Origin of the sequence: Streptomyces sp. NBC_01788, assembly GCF_035917575.1 — a bacterium.
GTDB lineage: Bacteria > Actinomycetota > Actinomycetes > Streptomycetales > Streptomycetaceae > Streptomyces.
In genome coordinates, this window is sequence record NZ_CP109090.1 from 7,930,656 (window position 1) to 7,947,493 (window position 16,838).

Annotated in this window: 18 protein-coding genes; 9 read left to right on the forward strand and 9 right to left on the reverse strand. The window is 69.8% G+C overall.

Annotation, left to right across the window (positions count from 1 at the left end):
- Positions 1-8 precede the first annotated feature (8 nt).
- The gene (locus OIE49_RS35260) at positions 9-155 is read right to left on the reverse strand and encodes a hypothetical protein (protein WP_326805852.1); all 147 of its coding nucleotides are present in this window, start codon (positions 153-155) and stop codon (positions 9-11) included.
- Positions 156-351: 196 nt separating this feature from the next.
- Between OIE49_RS35260 and OIE49_RS35265 the strand changes: the two genes are divergently transcribed.
- Together OIE49_RS35265 and OIE49_RS35270 are read left to right on the forward strand one after the other, a co-directional pair.
- Complete coding sequence (locus OIE49_RS35265) at positions 352-1,596, forward strand: MFS transporter (RefSeq protein WP_326805853.1); 1,245 nt, start codon at positions 352-354, stop codon at positions 1,594-1,596.
- Positions 1,597-1,742: 146 nt separating this feature from the next.
- A complete protein-coding gene (locus OIE49_RS35270) occupies positions 1,743-2,534 on the forward strand; it encodes a hypothetical protein (RefSeq protein WP_326805854.1) in 792 nt (263 codons plus the stop codon).
- An 88-nt stretch (positions 2,535-2,622) separates the two neighbouring features.
- Here the strand turns inward: OIE49_RS35270 and OIE49_RS35275 are convergent, their stop codons facing one another.
- Both OIE49_RS35275 and OIE49_RS35280 read right to left on the reverse strand, forming a co-directional pair.
- Entirely contained in the window at positions 2,623-3,129 is a 507-nt protein-coding gene (locus OIE49_RS35275) for a GNAT family N-acetyltransferase (protein WP_326805855.1), read from the reverse strand.
- A gap of 92 nt (positions 3,130-3,221) precedes the next feature.
- The gene (locus tag OIE49_RS35280; RefSeq protein WP_326805856.1) at positions 3,222-3,962 is read right to left on the reverse strand and encodes an SDR family oxidoreductase; all 741 of its coding nucleotides are present in this window, start codon (positions 3,960-3,962) and stop codon (positions 3,222-3,224) included.
- 357 nt (positions 3,963-4,319) lie between these two features.
- Between OIE49_RS35280 and OIE49_RS35285 the strand changes: the two genes are divergently transcribed.
- A complete protein-coding gene (locus OIE49_RS35285; RefSeq protein WP_326805857.1) occupies positions 4,320-4,787 on the forward strand; it encodes a nuclear transport factor 2 family protein in 468 nt (155 codons plus the stop codon).
- 50 nt (positions 4,788-4,837) lie between these two features.
- Here OIE49_RS35285 and OIE49_RS35290 read toward each other — a convergent pair whose 3' ends face one another.
- Together OIE49_RS35290 and OIE49_RS35295 are read right to left on the reverse strand one after the other, a co-directional pair.
- Positions 4,838-5,407: a hypothetical protein gene (locus OIE49_RS35290; protein WP_326805858.1), complete on the reverse strand. Its 570-nt coding sequence runs from the start codon at positions 5,405-5,407 to the stop codon at positions 4,838-4,840.
- A 229-nt stretch (positions 5,408-5,636) separates the two neighbouring features.
- Positions 5,637-6,506 carry a GNAT family N-acetyltransferase gene (locus tag OIE49_RS35295; protein WP_326805859.1) on the reverse strand — a complete coding sequence of 290 codons (870 nt, stop codon included), beginning with the start codon at positions 6,504-6,506 and terminating at the stop codon, positions 5,637-5,639.
- Between the two features lie 505 nt (positions 6,507-7,011).
- Here OIE49_RS35295 and OIE49_RS35300 point away from each other — a divergent pair.
- From OIE49_RS35300 to OIE49_RS35320, 5 genes are all read left to right on the forward strand, one after another.
- Positions 7,012-7,875 (forward strand): LLM class flavin-dependent oxidoreductase, encoded by an 864-nt coding sequence (locus tag OIE49_RS35300; RefSeq protein ID WP_326805860.1) that lies wholly within the window; start codon positions 7,012-7,014, stop codon positions 7,873-7,875.
- A 364-nt stretch (positions 7,876-8,239) separates the two neighbouring features.
- On the forward strand, positions 8,240-8,656 hold the full coding sequence (locus tag OIE49_RS35305) for a hypothetical protein (RefSeq protein ID WP_326805861.1): 417 nt from the start codon (positions 8,240-8,242) through the stop codon (positions 8,654-8,656).
- Positions 8,653-9,267 (forward strand): toxin, encoded by a 615-nt coding sequence (locus OIE49_RS35310; protein WP_100570877.1) that lies wholly within the window; start codon positions 8,653-8,655, stop codon positions 9,265-9,267. The genes OIE49_RS35305 and OIE49_RS35310 overlap by 4 nt, the downstream gene beginning before the upstream one ends.
- The gene (locus OIE49_RS35315) at positions 9,264-10,451 is read left to right on the forward strand and encodes an MAB_1171c family putative transporter (RefSeq protein ID WP_100570876.1); all 1,188 of its coding nucleotides are present in this window, start codon (positions 9,264-9,266) and stop codon (positions 10,449-10,451) included. Before OIE49_RS35310 ends, OIE49_RS35315 begins: the two co-directional genes overlap by 4 nt.
- Entirely contained in the window at positions 10,444-11,841 is a 1,398-nt protein-coding gene (locus OIE49_RS35320) for an NAD(P)/FAD-dependent oxidoreductase (protein WP_326805862.1), read from the forward strand. Before OIE49_RS35315 ends, OIE49_RS35320 begins: the two co-directional genes overlap by 8 nt.
- Positions 11,842-11,939: 98 nt before the next feature.
- Here OIE49_RS35320 and OIE49_RS35325 read toward each other — a convergent pair whose 3' ends face one another.
- Positions 11,940-12,491 (reverse strand): GNAT family N-acetyltransferase, encoded by a 552-nt coding sequence (locus OIE49_RS35325; protein WP_326806425.1) that lies wholly within the window; start codon positions 12,489-12,491, stop codon positions 11,940-11,942.
- A gap of 48 nt (positions 12,492-12,539) precedes the next feature.
- On the opposite strand from OIE49_RS35325, the gene OIE49_RS35330 reads away from it, so the two are divergent.
- Positions 12,540-13,160 carry a TetR/AcrR family transcriptional regulator gene (locus tag OIE49_RS35330; RefSeq protein WP_326805863.1) on the forward strand — a complete coding sequence of 207 codons (621 nt, stop codon included), beginning with the start codon at positions 12,540-12,542 and terminating at the stop codon, positions 13,158-13,160.
- Positions 13,161-13,167: 7 nt separating this feature from the next.
- On the opposite strand, the gene OIE49_RS35335 is transcribed toward OIE49_RS35330, so the two are convergent.
- The 3 genes from OIE49_RS35335 to OIE49_RS35345 form a co-directional block, all read right to left on the reverse strand.
- Entirely contained in the window at positions 13,168-14,310 is a 1,143-nt protein-coding gene (locus OIE49_RS35335; protein ID WP_326805864.1) for an FAD-dependent oxidoreductase, read from the reverse strand.
- Positions 14,311-14,483: 173 nt separating this feature from the next.
- Positions 14,484-15,179 (reverse strand): TetR/AcrR family transcriptional regulator, encoded by a 696-nt coding sequence (locus OIE49_RS35340; protein WP_326805865.1) that lies wholly within the window; start codon positions 15,177-15,179, stop codon positions 14,484-14,486.
- 125 nt (positions 15,180-15,304) lie between these two features.
- A complete protein-coding gene (locus OIE49_RS35345) occupies positions 15,305-16,564 on the reverse strand; it encodes a cytochrome P450 family protein (protein ID WP_326806426.1) in 1,260 nt (419 codons plus the stop codon).
- Positions 16,565-16,838: the final 274 nt, after the last annotated feature.

Sequence of the window (16,838 nt, forward strand, 5' to 3'; positions counted from 1 at the left end):
CGCGTGCGTCACTGGAGCACCTCGGCGCCACGGCCGCCCGCGATCACAGTACGCAGAGGCAGCGCGACGAGCAGCGCGACGGCGACCAGGAGCCCACTGACCCACAGGCGAGGCACCTCGGTTTCACCGGCGTCGGCCTGTGCCATCAGCGTCATGTGCCGTGACACCTGGGCAGCGCGGTGGCCCGATCACCGCGCCCAGGCGGGCGTCGAGGACCACTCCGACATGCCAGTGGTACAACGAATGGCTGTGCGTTCCTCGCCCTCGGTTGTTTGATCCGGCCATCCGCCACTCGCTTGGATGCCCATGGTCGGCACGAGGTTGTTCGGATGGGCGAGAGGCGTTTCGGAGATGACAGGCAGGCGGTCGCTGGGGCGGCGGTTCGGGTGGTTGTGGGCCTCGTACGCGGTCAGCTCGTACGGCACCGGGTTCGGGTTCGGCGCGTTCCCGCTGATCGCGGTCCTCGTGCTGCACTCCGGTCCGGCCGAGGTGGCGGCGCTGTCCGCCGCGGGGCGGGCCGTGGGGGCGCTGGTGGCGGTGCCGCTGGGCCCGTGGGTGGAGTTCCGCCGCAAGCGGCCCGTCATGATCGCGACGGACCTGGTCCGGTTCGCGGCTCTGATGAGCGTCCCTGCCGCCTTCGCGTTCGGCCGGCTCAGCTTCGCCCAGCTGCTCGTCGTGTCCGTCTGCGTCGCCGCGGCCAACATCGCCTTCACCGCGGCCGGCGGCGCCTATCTGAAGGCGCTCCTGCCGCCGGAGGACCTGCTCGTCGCGAACAGCCGGTTCGAGTCCACGACGTGGTCCGCGACCATGGTGGGACCACCGCTCGGCGGGGCCGCGATCGGGCTGTTCGGTCCGGTGACGACCATCATGGCCGACGCGGTCAGCTACCTGCTCTCGGCGCTCGGCATCCGCGCCATTGGAGGGACGGAGCCGCGCCCCGCACGGACCGGCGCCCCGCGGCTTCGAGCGGGCGATCTGCTCGAAGGATGGCGCCACATCCTCACCCACCCCGTGCTGCGCCCGCTGTTCTTCAACACGCTCGCGGTCAACGGCCTGATCATGGCCTCCGAACCCCTGCTCGCCGTACTTCTGCTGAACCGTCTCGGTTTCGCACCCTGGCAGTACGGCTTGGTGTTCGCGGCCCCGTGCATCGGCGGCCTCGTCGGCTCACGCCTGGCCCGCCGGCTCGTGGCGCGGTCCGGGCAGCACAGGGTGATGCGCACCTTCGGGGTACTGCGCGCCTGCTGGTCTGTCGGATTGGCGTTCGTCCAACCCGGCCTCCCCGGGATCCTCCTCGTCATCGCCGTCCAACTCGGCCTCATCACCTGCTGCGGCGTGTACAACCCTGTGCTGTCCACCTACCGTCTCGACCACACCGACCCCGACCGCGTCGCCCGCACACTGGCGGCGTGGTCGGTCAGCACCAGCACCGCCATCGCCGCCCTGACCGCCGCGTGGGGTCTGCTGGCCGCCGTCACCAGCCCCCGCATCGCGCTCGCCGCCGCCGGAGTGCTCCTCCTGGCGACTCCGCTGCTGCTCCCGCGCCGCGAGCACGCAACCCAGAACACAGCGGAACAGGCCGCGAGCCTCACCTGACGCGCCGCAGCCATACGGTTGGCTCGGCGAGTGGACGAGCAAGGCGGTGCCCGCTCCCCCATCTTCCGCAGGTAAAGGGCGGGCGATACTTTCGTTATGTACGCGTGAGATGCGAGCCGGCAGGTGGATGGCACACTCCTGCTGCCATGAAGAGATCACCAATGAAGAAGCGCCTCAGACCCCTGCTGCTGGCCGCCGCGTGCCTGACCTTCGCTGTCGCCGCGAGCGCGTGCGGTCCGGCCGACGAGGGGGCCACGTCGGTGAAGTCGACCACCGGGGGGTCAACTCCTCAGAAGACAGCGGCGAGTTCACCGGTGAGTCCGTCGGCGACCGCATCGCCGACTCCCACCCCGGCCCGCACCACGTCCACGCCCACACAGAAGCCCACACCAAAGCCGACCCCGAAGCCGACACCCGTCAAGAAGACGGTCGCACCGCCCGCTCGCGCCGCCTGGCCGCGTACCTCCTTCGCCGGGCTGACGTTCGAGATACCCCCGGGCTGGACCCTGACGAAGTACGGCAGCGACGCCTGCGTACAACCCCTCCAGCGGGCCGGTCTGCCCACGGCGTTCGGCTGCGCCGGAATCGCCATCAAGTCCGGCTCCATCACCGGCAACGAACTGCGCCCTTACGAGGCCCGCCAGTCCGGCGGCTGGTACGCGGCCACCGACGTCCAGCCCTGCCCGGTCCGCCCGACCCTCGCGGACGGTTCCTTCAACGGCATCACCAGCGGCACGTCGTCGCCGCCGATCGAGTCCGGCCTGCGCCCGGTGGGCAGCCGCACGGCGGCCTACGACCGCTGGACGGCCGCCTGCACGAGCGGCTACCGCTTCTCACCCCAGGCGTGGCACCTGCCCGTCTCCCGGGTGCTGTTCCTCGACTACACGGGCCACGCGGAGACGGCCCGTGTACTGGAGTCGGTCCGCTTCCCCGGCTGATCGTCAACCCGGTCACCCTGACCCACCGCGGCTTACGGGAAAGCCTCGAAGCCCTGGACTCATGCTCCGGGGCTTTCCGCCCGCCCTCCTACAGGACGCACCGGTAACGAACCTCCGGCACCGACACTCCGTCGTAGTCATCAGCCTGAACAGCACCGTCGGCGGTGTAGCCGGCCCGCTCGTAGAAGCGACGTGCCCGAGTGTTGTCGGTGAGGACCCACAACAGCATCAGGCTGAAGCCACGCACACGAGCCTGAGCGTGCACGGCGTCGAGGAGCGTACGCCCGATCCCCGTCCCGACGAGTGAGGGCTGCACGTACAGGGCGTAGAGCTCACCCACAGCCGCACTGGTCCCGTCGCCGCCGGAACGCCCAAGGCACGCCCAGCCCACCACTCGTCCGTGAGTGTCGACCGCCACAAGGTCGGTCGTGCTGGTCGTGCCCTCCTTCGAGCTGTCGAAGTGCCGACGGCGCTGCTGAATATCTTCCTCGACCGTCATGTCGTCGAGGAAGGACCGCGGCACGATCCCGTCATAGGCGGCCTGCCAGCCGGTCACTCGTATCGCCGATACAGCCGGAACATCGGCTTCCGTCATGGCTCGTACAGTCAACATCCCGGAACCGTACGAGACCCGCCACCACGTCCGCCCGGGAATTACGGCAGCGCCCGCCCGCCGTTACGCCGACCTCATGTGCGGGACGTGAGCCAGTCTCTGTAGTGGGTGGGCGCGATGCGGGCGTCGCCCTTGGCGATGATGGCGTCGCCGCGGACGGCGGCGAACATGCCGGCGGTGTCATCGGTGACGACCGTGCGGCCGTCGGGGCGGGCGTTCAGAGTGACCTGGCCGAGTTCGTCGAGGGCGAAGACATCGGGGCCGGCGATGTTGAGGGTGCCGTTCAGCGGGGGGCCGACGGCGACGTCCGCGACGGTGTCGGAGACCTCCCGGGCGGCGATCGGCTGGACAAGGGTGCTGGGCAGGCGGACGGTGCTGCCCTCGGTGGTCGAGGACAGGACGGCGTCGATGAACTCCATGAACTGGGTGGCCCGGACGATGGAGTAGGGGATCGACCCGGCCTTGAGGATGTCTTCCTGCAGGGTCTTCGCCTGGTAGTAGACGAATCCGGGCACCTGGTCGGTACCGACGATCGAGAGGATGACGACGTGCCCGACCCCGCCCTTGTGGCCGGCGGCCAGGACGTTGTCCATGGAGGTCCGGAAGAACGTCAGGGAAGCCTCGTCGAAGGTCGGGGAGTTCGTCACGTTGACGACGACGTCGGCACCGGCCACCGCCTCCTCCAGACCCTGGCCGGTGATCACGTCCACGCCTGTGGACAGCGAGAGCGGCGCCGCTTCATGTCCTGCCGCGTTGAGCTTCTTCACGACCTGCGAGCCGATCAGGCCGGTACCGCCGATCACCGCGCACTTCATGGGTCACCTTTCGTCGCGCACCACGGCGGGTCGTCACCTCGCACAGTGACCGCCCCACGCCGCCAACCACGGGCGCGTGATCGCGGGTGGATCACGGCCATGCCTCCAGGTTGCTACGGCGCCGTGCGCGGCGCACGCCGCCCGGATCACGTCGTCGGGCTGCTGCGCACCCATGAGAGTGAACAAGCACCGTGAGGGGAAACGGTCGGCGCCCTCTGACCTGCGTGTTGCCAGGTGAGCGGGGCGGATGTGCTGTTGCGATCACGCGAATGATCGGTATGGAATGAAGGGCCGAACGCGACCGAGTCGGTATGGCGGGCACCAGACCTTGGAAACCGTGATGCTCCGGGAGAGTCCATGGCCTCGAAGCCTCCTGTTCCCCCGTTCACCCGGGAGAGCGCGACCGAGAAGGTCCGCCTCGCCGAGGACGCGTGGAACACCCGGAACCCTGAGCGTGTGGCTCTCGCCTACACGGTCGACAGCCGCTGGCGCAACCGTGCCGAATTCATCAACGGTCGCGAGCAGATCGTCGCCTTCCTCACCAGGAAGTGGACCAGGGAACTGGACTACCGGCTCATCAAGGAGCTGTGGGCTTTCGAGGGGAACCGCATCGCCGTACGCTTCGCCTACGAGTGCCACGACGACTCGGGCAACTGGTTCCGTTCCTACGGAAACGAGAACTGGGAATTCGACGAGCAGGGCCTGATGCGGGTCCGCCTGGCGAGTATCAACGACCTTCCTGTCAAGGAAGAGGAGCGCAAGTACCACTGGCCCCTCGGCCGCCGTCCCGACGACCACCCAGGTCTGAGCGACCTGGGTCTCTAGCACTCCACCCCCCCCCGTCCGTGGTGGGCCCGAGCACCGGCTGCCAAGGATTATGCGCGCTGCCGCCGTTGGCCGGTGAGCAGTGCGATACCGATGGCCAGGCCGACGGCGAACTCTGCGCACCATAGAGGTGCGGCGCCGGTGTAGGCACGCTCAATGAACGCGCGGAAGAGGGCCTCACCGAGGAACGGGACCGCCAGTGCGGATGCGCGGATCATCACGGACCTGTGTGCTGCCCAGTTGCCAAGGGCACCGAAGGCTGCACCGGTGATCAGTGCGGCTATGACCCACTGCCGCATGCCGATGGCCCATTCCGAGGCGAGGTGCGCCCGCACTCCGACGGCCCCGTACCCCAGATGGCCGTAGTACATGACTATCCGGTCAGGGGGGAAAAGCGCGTTCCAGAGCCCGCGGCCGTAGAACCCGATGACCGCCGAGAGAACACCGGCGAACCCAGCGAGCATCGAGCGAACCCAGCCCGTCCAGAGCAGGCCTGCCACGACAGCGATCAGCGGGAAGGGCGCTGCAAGGTTCGCGATCCAGAACCGATGCGGATCCGAGGGCGAGGGGATGAAGGACACGGCTGTGCCGTACGCGGCAGGCAGCGTCACGAGCAGCAATGGGCGGGTTCTGTTAAGTCCCCGCACAACAGAAGACACCGAGCCGGTCGCTCCTTCGCACGTCTGGCTGAGGGTGCGGTCGGGGTGGCCCCGGATCAGTGCTCCGCCCCTGTCTGGTCGCCCGCCATCCAAACACCCACCCCGAGCAAGATCAACATGGCAGGAACAGTGGCCACACCCGTCTCCGCACCGGCCCGACCAGCCAGATCACGATCTACAGCCGACGTCTCTAGACCACCCCCAGGCTCTTCCGGCAGACCGTGGAGCTGTGGCGAACCCTCATGCCCACGCGTAGGTACAGGGTGAGCGCGCCGGTTTCGGAATGCGTGCCGAGGGTGCACGTCCGCCGGCCTTGCCGATGGAAGGCGCGGAAGGCGTGAAGCAGGAGCAGGCGGGCGATGCCCTGGTTGCGGTGGTCACGGTGAACCGCGACCTGCTCGATGTAGCCCTCGCCGGTCTCCGGTGGGTCCAACGCGATCGCGGCGCCGACCAGTTGGCCGCCGCTGAAGGCCAGCGCCGACAACGTGGGCGCGAATGTGGGGCGCTCGACGGTGTGCCGGGCCCACTCCTGGTAGGAGTTGCGCCGCTGCTGCCACTCGTCGAAGGCGTCCTCGATGAGCTGGTGTGCGCGGTGCTCGTCGCCCGGGCGGAATGGCCGGACCGTGACGCCCGCGGGAGGCTCCGGCACCGCGGGCTCGTCGGGCATGGCGAACTCCAGCAGCCATTCGGTCACCATCGGCTCATACCCGCGGGAGCGCAGCAGCGCGACGGCCTCCGGGTCGTCGTCCGGCACGGTCTGGACGATCTGCACGCACCCTGCCTGGCGGGCACGGATTTCGGCCCAGTCCAGGAGTGCGGCACCGAGACCGCGACTCCGGTGCCGGGGATGCACGTCGACCTCAGAGCGCCGGTCCACCCATGCGCGAGCGGCCAGATGCCCCGTCCGGTCGTGGATCAGTAGCGTGTCCAGCTCCGGGACCAGCCCCGGCCGGGCGAGGACGGCGGCGATGCCGCCGGCGTCGGTCCGCACCCGGCCGTACAGCTCACGCTCGCAGGCCGAGACGAGGCGACGGACGTCGCTGATGTCATCGCCTGTCATCGGGCGTGCCCGGTAGCCGGCAGGCAGCGGTGGCACGAGTTCCGGCATGGCTAGTGCCGCGGCAGGTGACGTTTGCCCGTGAAGGAGCGGCGTCCGGTGCGTGCTCTGGGGGTCCCCCCTGCTCGAAGAGCTTGGGGGAGTGCCGGCCGGAAGTCCTCGTACTGGACGTACTTGGGCTTTCGGCCGGTGCGGCGAGTGGGGGTCCCCCCTGCTCGAAGAGCTCGGGGGAGCGTGCCGGGCGTCGCGACGGGGCGAACGCTGCCTGTCGGGGCACTAGCTACTCCCAGGACGTCGGATCCGCCACAGCCGGCGGCGGCACGGACGCGGCACCGCGACAGTCTCGCGGTGGAGCCGGCGCGAAACAAGGGACCAACCCGCGCCGGACTTCGGAAGGCCGTCGAAGCGGACCAGGCAACTGGACCACGGCCTCATCGAGAAGCTGTGGGAGGAGGCGCACCTCAGGAATCCGATTGCTCCTTCGCGGCCGGCTGCGCAGCCTGTTGGGATGCGCTTCTCCATCAACGTTCCGAACTTCGGAGACTTCGCGGACCCTTGCAACGTGGCCACCGCGGCCGCTGCCGCCGAAGAGGCCGGCTGGGACGGGCTCTTCGTCTGGGACCACGTACTGCATCGGCAACACCAGGGCCGCCCCTTCGCAGACCCCTGGATGCTGCTGACCGCGGCCGCGCTCGCGACCTCCCGGATCCGACTGGGCGCCCTGTTGACGCCGGTCCCGCGTTACCGTCCGCAGCAACTCGCCCGCCAGGTGGCCACCCTGGACCATCTCAGCGGCGGCCGGGTGATCTTCGCCGCCGGGCTGGGCGGCCCGATCGAGGACGAGTACCGCAGCTTCGGCGACGCCGCCGACCCACGCCTCCTCGCCGAGCGGCTGGACGAGGGACTGGACCTGTTGAGGCGATACTGGTCCGGCGAGCCGGTGAACCACCGCGGCCGGCACTACGAGGCCCGGAACGTGGCGCTACTGCCCGCCCCCGTGCAGCGTCCCCGTCCACCGGTGTGGATCGGCGGGTTCTGGCCGCGTCGCCCGCCCATGCGGCGAGCAGCGCGGTGGGACGGCGTGGTGCCGCTCTTCGAGACGGCCCGTCATGGTCATGTACCGGACGCGTCCGAAGTGCGCGATCTCGTCGGCTATGTACGCAAACACCGTACGGCCGGGGCCGAGTTGCCCTTCGAGTTCGTGCTGGGCGGTGCCACGTCCCCGGACGCGGCCGAGGCCAGGGACGTGATCGGCCCGCTGCGCGACGCCGGCGCCACCTGGTGGGACGAACGACAAGTGCAGACCGGCTTCGACCTCGACCGCCTGCCGCCAGTACTGCGCCGCATGGAGGCGGGGCCGCCGGTGTTCTGATGAGCCGGGTGGTCCGGGCGACGGCGGAGCGCCCAGGCCCCCGCGAACGCGCCGTCAGCAGACGACAACGATCGTTGTCCGGGCTGAAAACGATCCTTTGTACGACGGGTGTCGTCCGCATAGGCTGCACGCCACACCACAACTGATGAGAACCGGGAGACAACCGGTGAGGCCCAAGTCGTCCCTCCCTGAGACGCTTCAGCGATTAGACGCGCTCGTCGAAGATCAGCGGTTGAACCGTGCGGAACTCCTCGACCCACGTCGGCTGGCAGAGAACACGGCTCTGCCGGAAAGCACCGTCCGCACGCTCCTCGCCGGGGGAACACCACCCCGTGAGGAGGTTGGTGAACGGGTCTGCGCACGGATGAGAACTCTCGCCGACGCCCACCTGGCCCGGACCGGGAGACGAAAGCCGGAGCTGGTCGCCGCCGTGCACCGGCAGTGCGGCGTATCCGAGGTGTGGGCCCGGCAGATCATCGACGGCAGGAAGGTTCCCTCCGTCGAACTCCTCCACGCCCTGGTGAAGTTCTTCGACCTCGACGACGCGAGAGAAGCGTTCTTCACCGACGAGGCCCCCGACGCCCTCAACCGGGCGCTGCTGCCGATCCTGGACACCTACGAGCACCCCGAACAGGACCCCGTCCAGGCGCTGATGAAGAAGTACGGCGTGGTCGCCACGGACATGCGCCACCACGGAAGCCTGACCGCCGAGCAGCTCGAGACGCTCCTTGCCGGCGTCATCAAGTCCGTCATGCCCCCACAGGAGGACAACGGCCGATGAGTACCCGCGCCATGAAGTCTCTGCTCACCACCCTCGGCAGGGAAGCATCCAGGACCGTCCGGCGGCCCGACGAACCGAGGGCCGTCATGAACGCGTTCTGCCAGGCCATGAGCGCACGCACGGGCCGCCCTGTCCAACTGGCCTTCCGCTCGTTCCCCGCGGACCTGCCCGTCCCGGTCTCCGGCATGAGGATCGACTTCGGTGAGCGCTCCGTCATCGTGGTCGAGCAGAGCATGCACCCCGAGGCCCAGCTCGTCATCCTCGGGCACGAGCTGTGGCACGAGGAGAACGGTGACTGCGGCCACCACGTCGCCGGCATGAACGCGGCGGCCCGCGCCACCACCGGCGTGGCGCCCGAAGCCGTGCGGCGAGCGGTCGAGCAGATCCTCACCACGGAGGAAGTCCCACGGGACGCCCTCCTGACCGTCGCAGCCCGGTCCGACTCGGTCGACAGCCAGGAAGTGGACGCCGAGACCTTCGGCCTGCTCTTCGGCCGTGAGGTCCGCACGTGGGTGACCGGCCGGTACGCGGAGAGCCCGGTCAGCGCGACCACCGTGGAGGGCCGCCTGAACCTGTCGCTGCTTAACCGGGGCGGGCGCCTTCTCCGATGAGCCCCCACTTCCATGTGCCGTACCTGCTGCCCACCGCTCTGCTCGCCATCGCGCTCGCCTTCAAGACGCCGACCTTCTTACGCGCCTGGCGCGACCCCGACGTCAGGGCGACCACCCTGCTGCTCACCTGGGCCACGGCCGTCCTCGTCGTGATCAACCCGATCAACATTCACCGGCTCAACGTACTGACCGGCGTCCCCAACATCGCGGCGCCGTGGGCGTACTCGTTTCTCACCGCGTTCAACGCGACCGGCCTGACCATGATCATCCGATGGCGGGAGGCACCCTCCGAAGGCCGTCGGCGGCGGATGATCCGCATCTACTGGATCTACGCGGCCGTCGGAGTCGGCCTCTGGGCGACGTTCCTCCTGGCCCACGCCCCCGAACCCCGCGTCTACGACCTCGACACCTACTACGCCTGCACGCCCTGGATGCGCGAGCACATCCTGCTGTACGTGCTCGCGCACATGGTGTCAGCCCTGGTCGCCACCTACATGCTGTGGCGGTGGCTGCCCGAAGTGACCAACCGGTGGCTGAAGACCGGCGTGGTCTTCCTGCAACTCGGGTTCGCCTCCGGGCTGGTCTTCGACGTCACCAAGCTGATCGCGGTGAGCGCCCGCTGGTTCGGAGCCGACCTCGATGTTCTCAGCACCAAGGCCGCGCCTCCCTTCGCGCTCATGGAAGCCATTCTGGTCGCCCTCGGGTTCATCGCCCCGCAGACCGGGCCTGCCCTGCAACGGTGGAGCCGGGACCAGCGTGACTACCGGCGGCTGCGGTCCCTGTGGCGCGTGGTCCGCGTCGTCAGGACCGCCGCGGCCACCGCCCGGCTCGGCTTCTGGGCCCCGGTCGATCTGCGCCTGATGCAGCGCCGGCAGCGCATCCATGACGCGCTGCGCCTGCTCGCCCCCTACCTCGACCAGGGCCTCTACCGGCAGGCGTACGAGGCGGCCGCGGCCGCCCACGGCGCCGACGAGGCCCACGGGATCGCCGGGGCCGTCGCCGTCCAGGCCGCGACCGACGCGTACCGCGACCAGACCCCCATCGTCGGCGGCCGGCCCCAGCAGGCCGCACCCGACATCGCCGACCACATCGACGCCGTCTCCCGGGCCCTGTCCCGCCCCCGCCTCATCGGCAGCATCCGCCGGCGGGTGACCAGCACAGAGAGCGTGACCGCACATGCCTGACACAACCGCCCGCCGGCCCACCGCCATCGTCATCGGCGCCAGCGCCGCGGGTCTTCTCGCCGCCGCCGCGCTCACCGACCACGCCGACGTCACCCTCCTCGAACGGGACACCCTGCCCGACGGCCCCGAGCCCCGCCGCGGCGTTCCCCAGGCCCGACATGCCCACCTGGTGTGGAGCGGCGGCGTACGCGCTTTCAACGACCTGGTGCCCGGCCTCGTGGACGGCGTCGTCGCCGAGGGCGGCCGCCTGGTCCACATCATGGGCGACATGGTCTCCCGCGCCCCCAACGAGGTGTGGTTCCGCCGTTTCACGGCGACGCACCACCGCAACCTCGTCAGCTCCCGCGATCTCCTCGACGCCGTGCTGCGCCGGCACGTCCTCGCCGACCAGCGAATAACGCTCCGTCAGGACACCACCGCCCTGGCCCTCGTGGGCGACGCCGACCGTGTCACCGGTGTCCAGGTCCGCACGGGCGACGACACGTCCGTCCTCACCGCCGACCTCGTCATCGACGCCTCCGGCCGCGGATCCCGCGCCCCCCGGTGGCTCGAGGACCTCGGCCTGCCCCGCGTCACCGAGCGGGAAGTCAACGCCGGCGTCGCCTACGCCACCCGCGTCTACCGCGCACCGGGCACCACCGCCGACAGGGACTTCCCCCTCGTCAACGTCCAGGCCAACCCCGCACACGCGCCCGGCCAGGGCGGGATCATCCTCCCCGTGGAGGGCGGCCGCTGGATCGTCACGCTCTCCGGCACCCGCGGCGGCGAACCCACCGGCGACCCCGACGCGTTCGTCGACTTCGCGCTCGGCCTGGGCGACCCCGTCATCGGGGAACTGCTCAAGACCGCCGAGCCGCTCGGCGACGTCGCCACCACACGCAGCACCGCCAACCGCCGCCGCTACTACGAGAAACTCGCCCGTTGGCCCGACGGGTTCACCGTCCTCGGCGACGCCATCGCCGGATACAACCCCGTCTACGGCCACGGCCTCACCGTCGCCGCTCAGGGCGCCCTCGCCGTCCGCGACACCCTGCGCACCACCCCGGTCACGGCCCCTGGTCTCGCGCGCCGCCTCCAGCGCGTCGCGGCCCGGCCCGTCGCCGCCGCCTGGGACCTGGCCGTCGGCCAGGACGCGTTCTACCCCGGCGCCAGTGTCACCCCGCCCACCGCAGTGGAGCGCTGCCTCGCCGCGTTCGTCGACCGGGCAGTGGCCACCGGCGCCCGCAACCCGCGCGCGCTCGGCGCCCTCCTGGACGTGATGAGCATGGAGAAGCCGGCGACCCGCCTGTTCTCCCCGGACATGCTCGTCCCGATGCTGCTCGGACCGAAGCGGCCGTTCCTGGCCAAGCCGCCCCTCACCGACGACGAGCGGTCGGCCGCCAACCCCTGACCAGGATCATCCTCGCTCGACCGGGCAAGACACTGGGGCCCCGTACGGCTGACGTACGGGGCCCTGCCGTTCCTCGAACCGGGCACGCGGGCTTGCCGTCACTGGCGGTGGGCACGCCATTCCGGGGCGAGGACCGCCCACATCTCCTTGTCGTAACGGGTACCGCCGTAGGGCCAGTACTCGCGCCGCACACCCTCGAGGGTCATGCCGAGCCGCTTGGCCACCGCGGAACTGCGCCCGTTGTCGGCCCGGCAGTGCCACTCGGCCCGGTGCACCCCGCGGGAGGTGAACGCCCACTCCAGCAAGGTGCGGCACGCCTCCGTCACCAGGCCGTGCCCCTCGGCGGCCGGCTCCAGCCAGCAACCGATCTCGCACGAACCGGAGACGGAGTCGAAGTCCACGAACATCACACCGCCGACCAGCACGCCGTCGAGCCAGATGCCGTAGATGCGGGCGCCGTCCGCGGCCTGGCGCTCCGCGTACCGGCGCAACGTGGCCCGCGCGCCGTCGACATCGTCGGTGACGAACTTCACCCCGACCCAGGGCCGGATGTGCTCCCGCGCCCGGTCCATATGGGCGGCGAACTCCTCGGCGTGCCATATCTCGAGCGGACGCAGAAGAGCGTTGTCCCGCAGCGGCAGGGAGAACATGGTGACCCCATTCACACAACAAGCGTTATGGTTATGTACGGTAGCAGCATGCCACGCACCAAGGGGGATCACGAGGCCCGCCGGCGCGACGTCTCCGAAGCGGTCTGGCGGGTGCTGGCCGCGCACGGCTTCGGCGGACTGACCATGCGCGCCGTCGCCGCCGAACTCGACGCGACCACCGGCCTGCTCACCCACTACTTCCCCACCAAGCGCGACCTCGTCGTATACGCCCTGGACCTGCTCGAACTGCGCAGCGACGCCCGTCTTCGGCGTGCCGCGGGGAAAGGCATGTCCGCCGTGCGGGCCGCGCTCCTCGACGTCCTGCCGCTGACGGACGAGGCCACCGTCAGCAACCGGATCTGGGTGTCCTCCTGGGACATCGCGCTCGCCGACCCCGAGCTGAGCGCCGACTACGCCGGCAAGTACGCGCGAAGCCGCGACAAGCTCCGCGACCTGGTCGCCGCGGCCCAGCAGCTCGGCGAACTGCCCGCAGGAGACGCGGCCCGCGTCGCGGCCGGCATCCAGTCCTTCGTGCTCGGCCTGGTCGTACAGGCCCTCCTCGACCCCGAGGCGTTCCCACCCCACCGCCAGATCGAGCTCCTGGACGACCACCTGGCGACGCTGGTCCTCCCGCCCTCGCCCGGTGACGGTCGGGCGGCCTCGTCCTGATGCGGCTTCACCCGGCTTCCCGGTGGGAGGCGAAGAACTCGGTCGTTCGCTCCAGGCCCCGCTCGCCGAACATGGTCTCCAGGCTGGTGGCGGACTCGGCGGCGGACGCCTCGCCACGCGGGAAGAGCGCTTCCTCGTACGCGGTCAGGGCCGCCTCCGTGTCGCCGGGGTGGGCGGCGATCGCCAGGCCGAGTTCGGCTCCGTCGAGCATGGCCAGGTTGGCTCCCTCCCCGGCGAAGGGGGACATGAGGTGCGCGGCGTCGCCGAGCAGGGTCACGCCCGGGACATGGTCCCAGCGGTGCCCGACGGGCAGCGCGTGGATGCGGCGGGGGACGAGTGCGCCGTCGGCGTCCGCTATGAGGGCGCGCAGGTTCTCGTCCCAGCCCTCGAAGTGGGACAGGACCGCGGCCTTGGCAGTGGCACTGTCGGCGAAGTCGATCGTGTCGAGCCAGTCCTCGTCGGTCCTGAGCGCGGTGTACGCGTGGAGGCTGCCGTCGGCCTCCCGGTGTGCGAGGAAGCCCCGCTGATCACCGAGGCAGATGAAGAACCCGTCGCCGAGGAGGGCGGCGCTGCCCGGGTGCCGGGCGTCGGCGTCGAGCAGATCGGTCTCGATGAAGGAGATGCCGGTGTAGGCGGCCTCGGCCGGGGAGAGCAGCGGCCGGACGCGCGACCAGGCGCCGTCGGCCCCGATCAGGAGGTCGGTGGTGATGGCGGATCCGTCGGCGAACGTCACCTCGTGGCGTCCGTCGCTCAGCGGGCGGGCGCCGCTCACTTTCATGCCCCAGCGAATCGTGCCGTCCGGGAGGGACTCCAGTAGCAACCGGCGCAGGTCTCCCCGGTCCACTTCGGGGCGGTCGCCGGTGCCGTCGTCCTCCTCGGACAGGTGCACGGTGCCGTCGGGGCCGACCAGGCGCAGGGCCTGACCACCCTCGTGGATGATCTTGCGGACACCGTCGTGGAGTCCGGCGGCGTGCAGTGCCCTCTGGCCGCTGTCCTCGTGGATGTCGAGCATGCCGCCCTGAGTGCGGGCGTTCGCTGATGCCTCCAGTTCAAAGACGGTCGCCTCGATGCCGTTGACGTGCAGGACCCGGGCGGCGGTGAGGCCGCCGAGGCCTCCGCCGATGATCGCGACGGGGTGGTGGGTCGTCATCTCGTACCTCCGGAAGCGGGCGCGAGTGTGCGCGTGAGCCGTGGTGCCTGGGTCGGCCCAGGTCGGGTCCGACCACCTCACCGTAGCGAACACGTTCGTTACGAACAAGTTCGTGAGAGGGTGAGCGTGGGCCAGGGTCTCGACGCGGTGGTGTTGGAAGCCCCCGCGGCCGTTCAGCCCGCAGTGTCCGGAACGGGAGTGTGCGTGATGCCGTTGATCAGAACGTCGAAGCCCCACGCCAGCCGCTGCTCGGCAGGACCGGCGAGCAGGGCGGGCATGTGCGCCTTGATCATCGGGTGGGTGGCCTCATGCACGGCATGCGCGGCGCTGATGAGGGCGTTCCAGTCGTTCTGCAGCTCCGGTGAGCTGCTCTGCGTCCCGTGCTCCGCGGCCGTCGCCGTCGCGTACTGCAGCAGGTTGTCGATTCCCCAGGCGACCTGCTCCCGCGGTGCGCCGCTGCCGGAGAGCAGGCTCAACAGGCGCTCGACGAGGTTCAGGTAGTTCTCGCCGCTCGGGCGCGCCACGAGAGCCGACCGGGCCAGCTGTGGGTGCTCGAACAGGACGCGGGTGTACGAGGTGAGCACCGCGACGAGCTGATCACGCCAGCCGGCTCCGGCGCCGTCGACGGCCAGGTCGACCTCTCCGAGTAGGGCGTCCAGGACGGCCGCGTGCAGCTCGGCGGTGTTGGCCACGTAGACGTACAGCGAGGACGGGCCGGTGTCGAGCTCCTGCGCCAGACGCCGCATGGTCACCTTTTCCAGCCCCTCGGAGCGCATGACCCGCACGGCGACGTCGACGATCCCGCGTCGGGTCAGGGCCGGCTTGGCGGGTCGCTCACGGCGGCTGATCGGTTCTCGCTGCGCAGTCATGTCCCGATCGTAACGAACGCGTTCGTCAGGCAGCGCTGCTCAGGTACGCGCAAAGGTCACGGGCCTTCGGCGTGATGTGCGCCGAAGGCCCGTGGGTGTGCCGGTCCGGGCAACCCGACGACCGGTCACGGAGCCAGCGTGACGGGGAGTCTCTCAAGTCCGCGGAACGCGGGGAACGGGACCTTGAGCCATTCGGCCTCGGACGCGGGGAAGTCGAGATCGATCTTCGGGAACCTCTCGAAGAGCGTGGTCAGCGCCGTCCGCATCTCCATCCTGGCCAACGGCGCACCGAGGCAGTAGTGCGCTCCGCTGCCGAAGCCGAGGTGCGCACTCTGCAGACCCGGCCGCTTCACGTCGAAGGTGTCGGGGCAGGCGAACTTCTCCGGGTCCCGGTTCGCGGAGGCGACCGCGACCTGCACGAGGGAACCCTTGGGAATGAGCGTGCCGCTGATGTCGATGTCCTCCAGCGCGTGCCGGAACGTCGCGTTCTCCACCGAGCCCTCGAAGCGGATGACCTCCTCGATGGCGTTCGGCAGCAGTTCCGGGTCCTCCAGGACCTCGTGCAGTTGGTCGCGGTGGGTCAGCAGGTTGAACACGGCGTTGCCGATGAGGTACGCGGTCGTCTTGTGGCCGGCGAAGAGCAGCACCCACAGGGTCGACAGAAGCTCGCCGTCGGTCATGGCACCCTGCTCGTCCTGCGTCCGGATCAGATCACTGAGCAGGTCGTCGGACGCGTTCTCCCGCTTCCGCGAGATGAGTTCGGCGAAGTAGTCCCGCAGTGAACCCTCGGCCTGCGCCAGCTTTTCCTTGTCCGCCTTGCTGAACCCGGTCCGCGCGACGGTGGTGCACCATTTCTGCGCTTGTGCGCGCTCGTGCTCGGGAATTCCGATGAGCTCGCAGATCACGATGAGCGGGAGCGGGAAGGCGAAGGACGACAGCAGGTCGATGGGCCCGTCGGTGGAACAGCGGTCCAGCAGTTCGTCGGTGACCTGCTGAATACGAGGACCCAAGGACTCGATACGCCGCGGACTGAACGCCCTGTTGACGATGCGGCGCAGCCGGGTGTGCTTGGGCGGGTCCGCGAAGAGCATGTTGTCGTCGAGCGCGATGGACGAGTCGCCGAAGATGGTGTGGTACGCGTCCATCGCCGCGTACATGTCCTTGCTGATGCGGGGGTCCGTCAGGGCGGCCTTGGCGTCGTCGAACCGGGTGATCAGATAGGTGGTCACCCCGTGCGGGGGAGTCAGCCGGCACACCGGGGCCGACTCGCGCAGGCACGCGTACACCGGATAGGGGTTGGCGCGGTACTCCACTGAACCGCGTGAGGCCGCCGCGATCGCGTCCGCTGTCGAGTTCTTCGTGTCCCGTTCGTCGAGCTGAGTCATCATCCCGGCCTTTCTGAAAGCTTCCGCCCCGGCCACGGGACAGCAGATGTGCGACTTACGATCCACCGGTCCCCGGAAGGATCCCGTGCATAAACGCGATTCGCCCGATCGCACCCACAGGCCTCCCGCACGGTCGCCGGGGCCCATTCGTGCGGGCTGCGGCGGGGCGGATGTACCTCTGTTCGGGTGATCGCTGCTTATCGGCTCGCCGCGCATGGCAAAAAAAACTGAGAGCGAGCCACGGAACCCATCGGCCCCCGTGCTGCGAAGACGC

Excerpts from the sequence above, each read along its gene's own strand:
- OIE49_RS35260 (WP_326805852.1), bottom strand. The coding sequence starts at position 155 with ATGACGCTGATGGCACAGGCCGACGCCGGTGAAACCGAGGTGCCTCGC.
- OIE49_RS35265 (WP_326805853.1), top strand. The coding sequence starts at position 352 with ATGACAGGCAGGCGGTCGCTGGGGCGGCGGTTCGGGTGGTTGTGGGCC.
- OIE49_RS35270 (WP_326805854.1), top strand. The coding sequence starts at position 1,743 with ATGAAGAGATCACCAATGAAGAAGCGCCTCAGACCCCTGCTGCTGGCC.
- OIE49_RS35275 (WP_326805855.1), bottom strand. The coding sequence starts at position 3,129 with ATGACGGAAGCCGATGTTCCGGCTGTATCGGCGATACGAGTGACCGGC.
- OIE49_RS35280 (WP_326805856.1), bottom strand. The coding sequence starts at position 3,962 with ATGAAGTGCGCGGTGATCGGCGGTACCGGCCTGATCGGCTCGCAGGTC.
- OIE49_RS35285 (WP_326805857.1), top strand. The coding sequence starts at position 4,320 with ATGGCCTCGAAGCCTCCTGTTCCCCCGTTCACCCGGGAGAGCGCGACC.
- OIE49_RS35295 (WP_326805859.1), bottom strand. The coding sequence starts at position 6,506 with ATGACAGGCGATGACATCAGCGACGTCCGTCGCCTCGTCTCGGCCTGC.
- OIE49_RS35300 (WP_326805860.1), top strand. The coding sequence starts at position 7,012 with ATGCGCTTCTCCATCAACGTTCCGAACTTCGGAGACTTCGCGGACCCT.
- OIE49_RS35305 (WP_326805861.1), top strand. The coding sequence starts at position 8,240 with ATGAGAACTCTCGCCGACGCCCACCTGGCCCGGACCGGGAGACGAAAG.
- OIE49_RS35310 (WP_100570877.1), top strand. The coding sequence starts at position 8,653 with ATGAGTACCCGCGCCATGAAGTCTCTGCTCACCACCCTCGGCAGGGAA.
- OIE49_RS35315 (WP_100570876.1), top strand. The coding sequence starts at position 9,264 with ATGAGCCCCCACTTCCATGTGCCGTACCTGCTGCCCACCGCTCTGCTC.
- OIE49_RS35320 (WP_326805862.1), top strand. The coding sequence starts at position 10,444 with ATGCCTGACACAACCGCCCGCCGGCCCACCGCCATCGTCATCGGCGCC.
- OIE49_RS35325 (WP_326806425.1), bottom strand. The coding sequence starts at position 12,491 with ATGTTCTCCCTGCCGCTGCGGGACAACGCTCTTCTGCGTCCGCTCGAG.
- OIE49_RS35330 (WP_326805863.1), top strand. The coding sequence starts at position 12,540 with ATGCCACGCACCAAGGGGGATCACGAGGCCCGCCGGCGCGACGTCTCC.
- OIE49_RS35335 (WP_326805864.1), bottom strand. The coding sequence starts at position 14,310 with ATGACGACCCACCACCCCGTCGCGATCATCGGCGGAGGCCTCGGCGGC.
- OIE49_RS35340 (WP_326805865.1), bottom strand. The coding sequence starts at position 15,179 with ATGACTGCGCAGCGAGAACCGATCAGCCGCCGTGAGCGACCCGCCAAG.
- OIE49_RS35345 (WP_326806426.1), bottom strand. The coding sequence starts at position 16,564 with ATGACTCAGCTCGACGAACGGGACACGAAGAACTCGACAGCGGACGCG.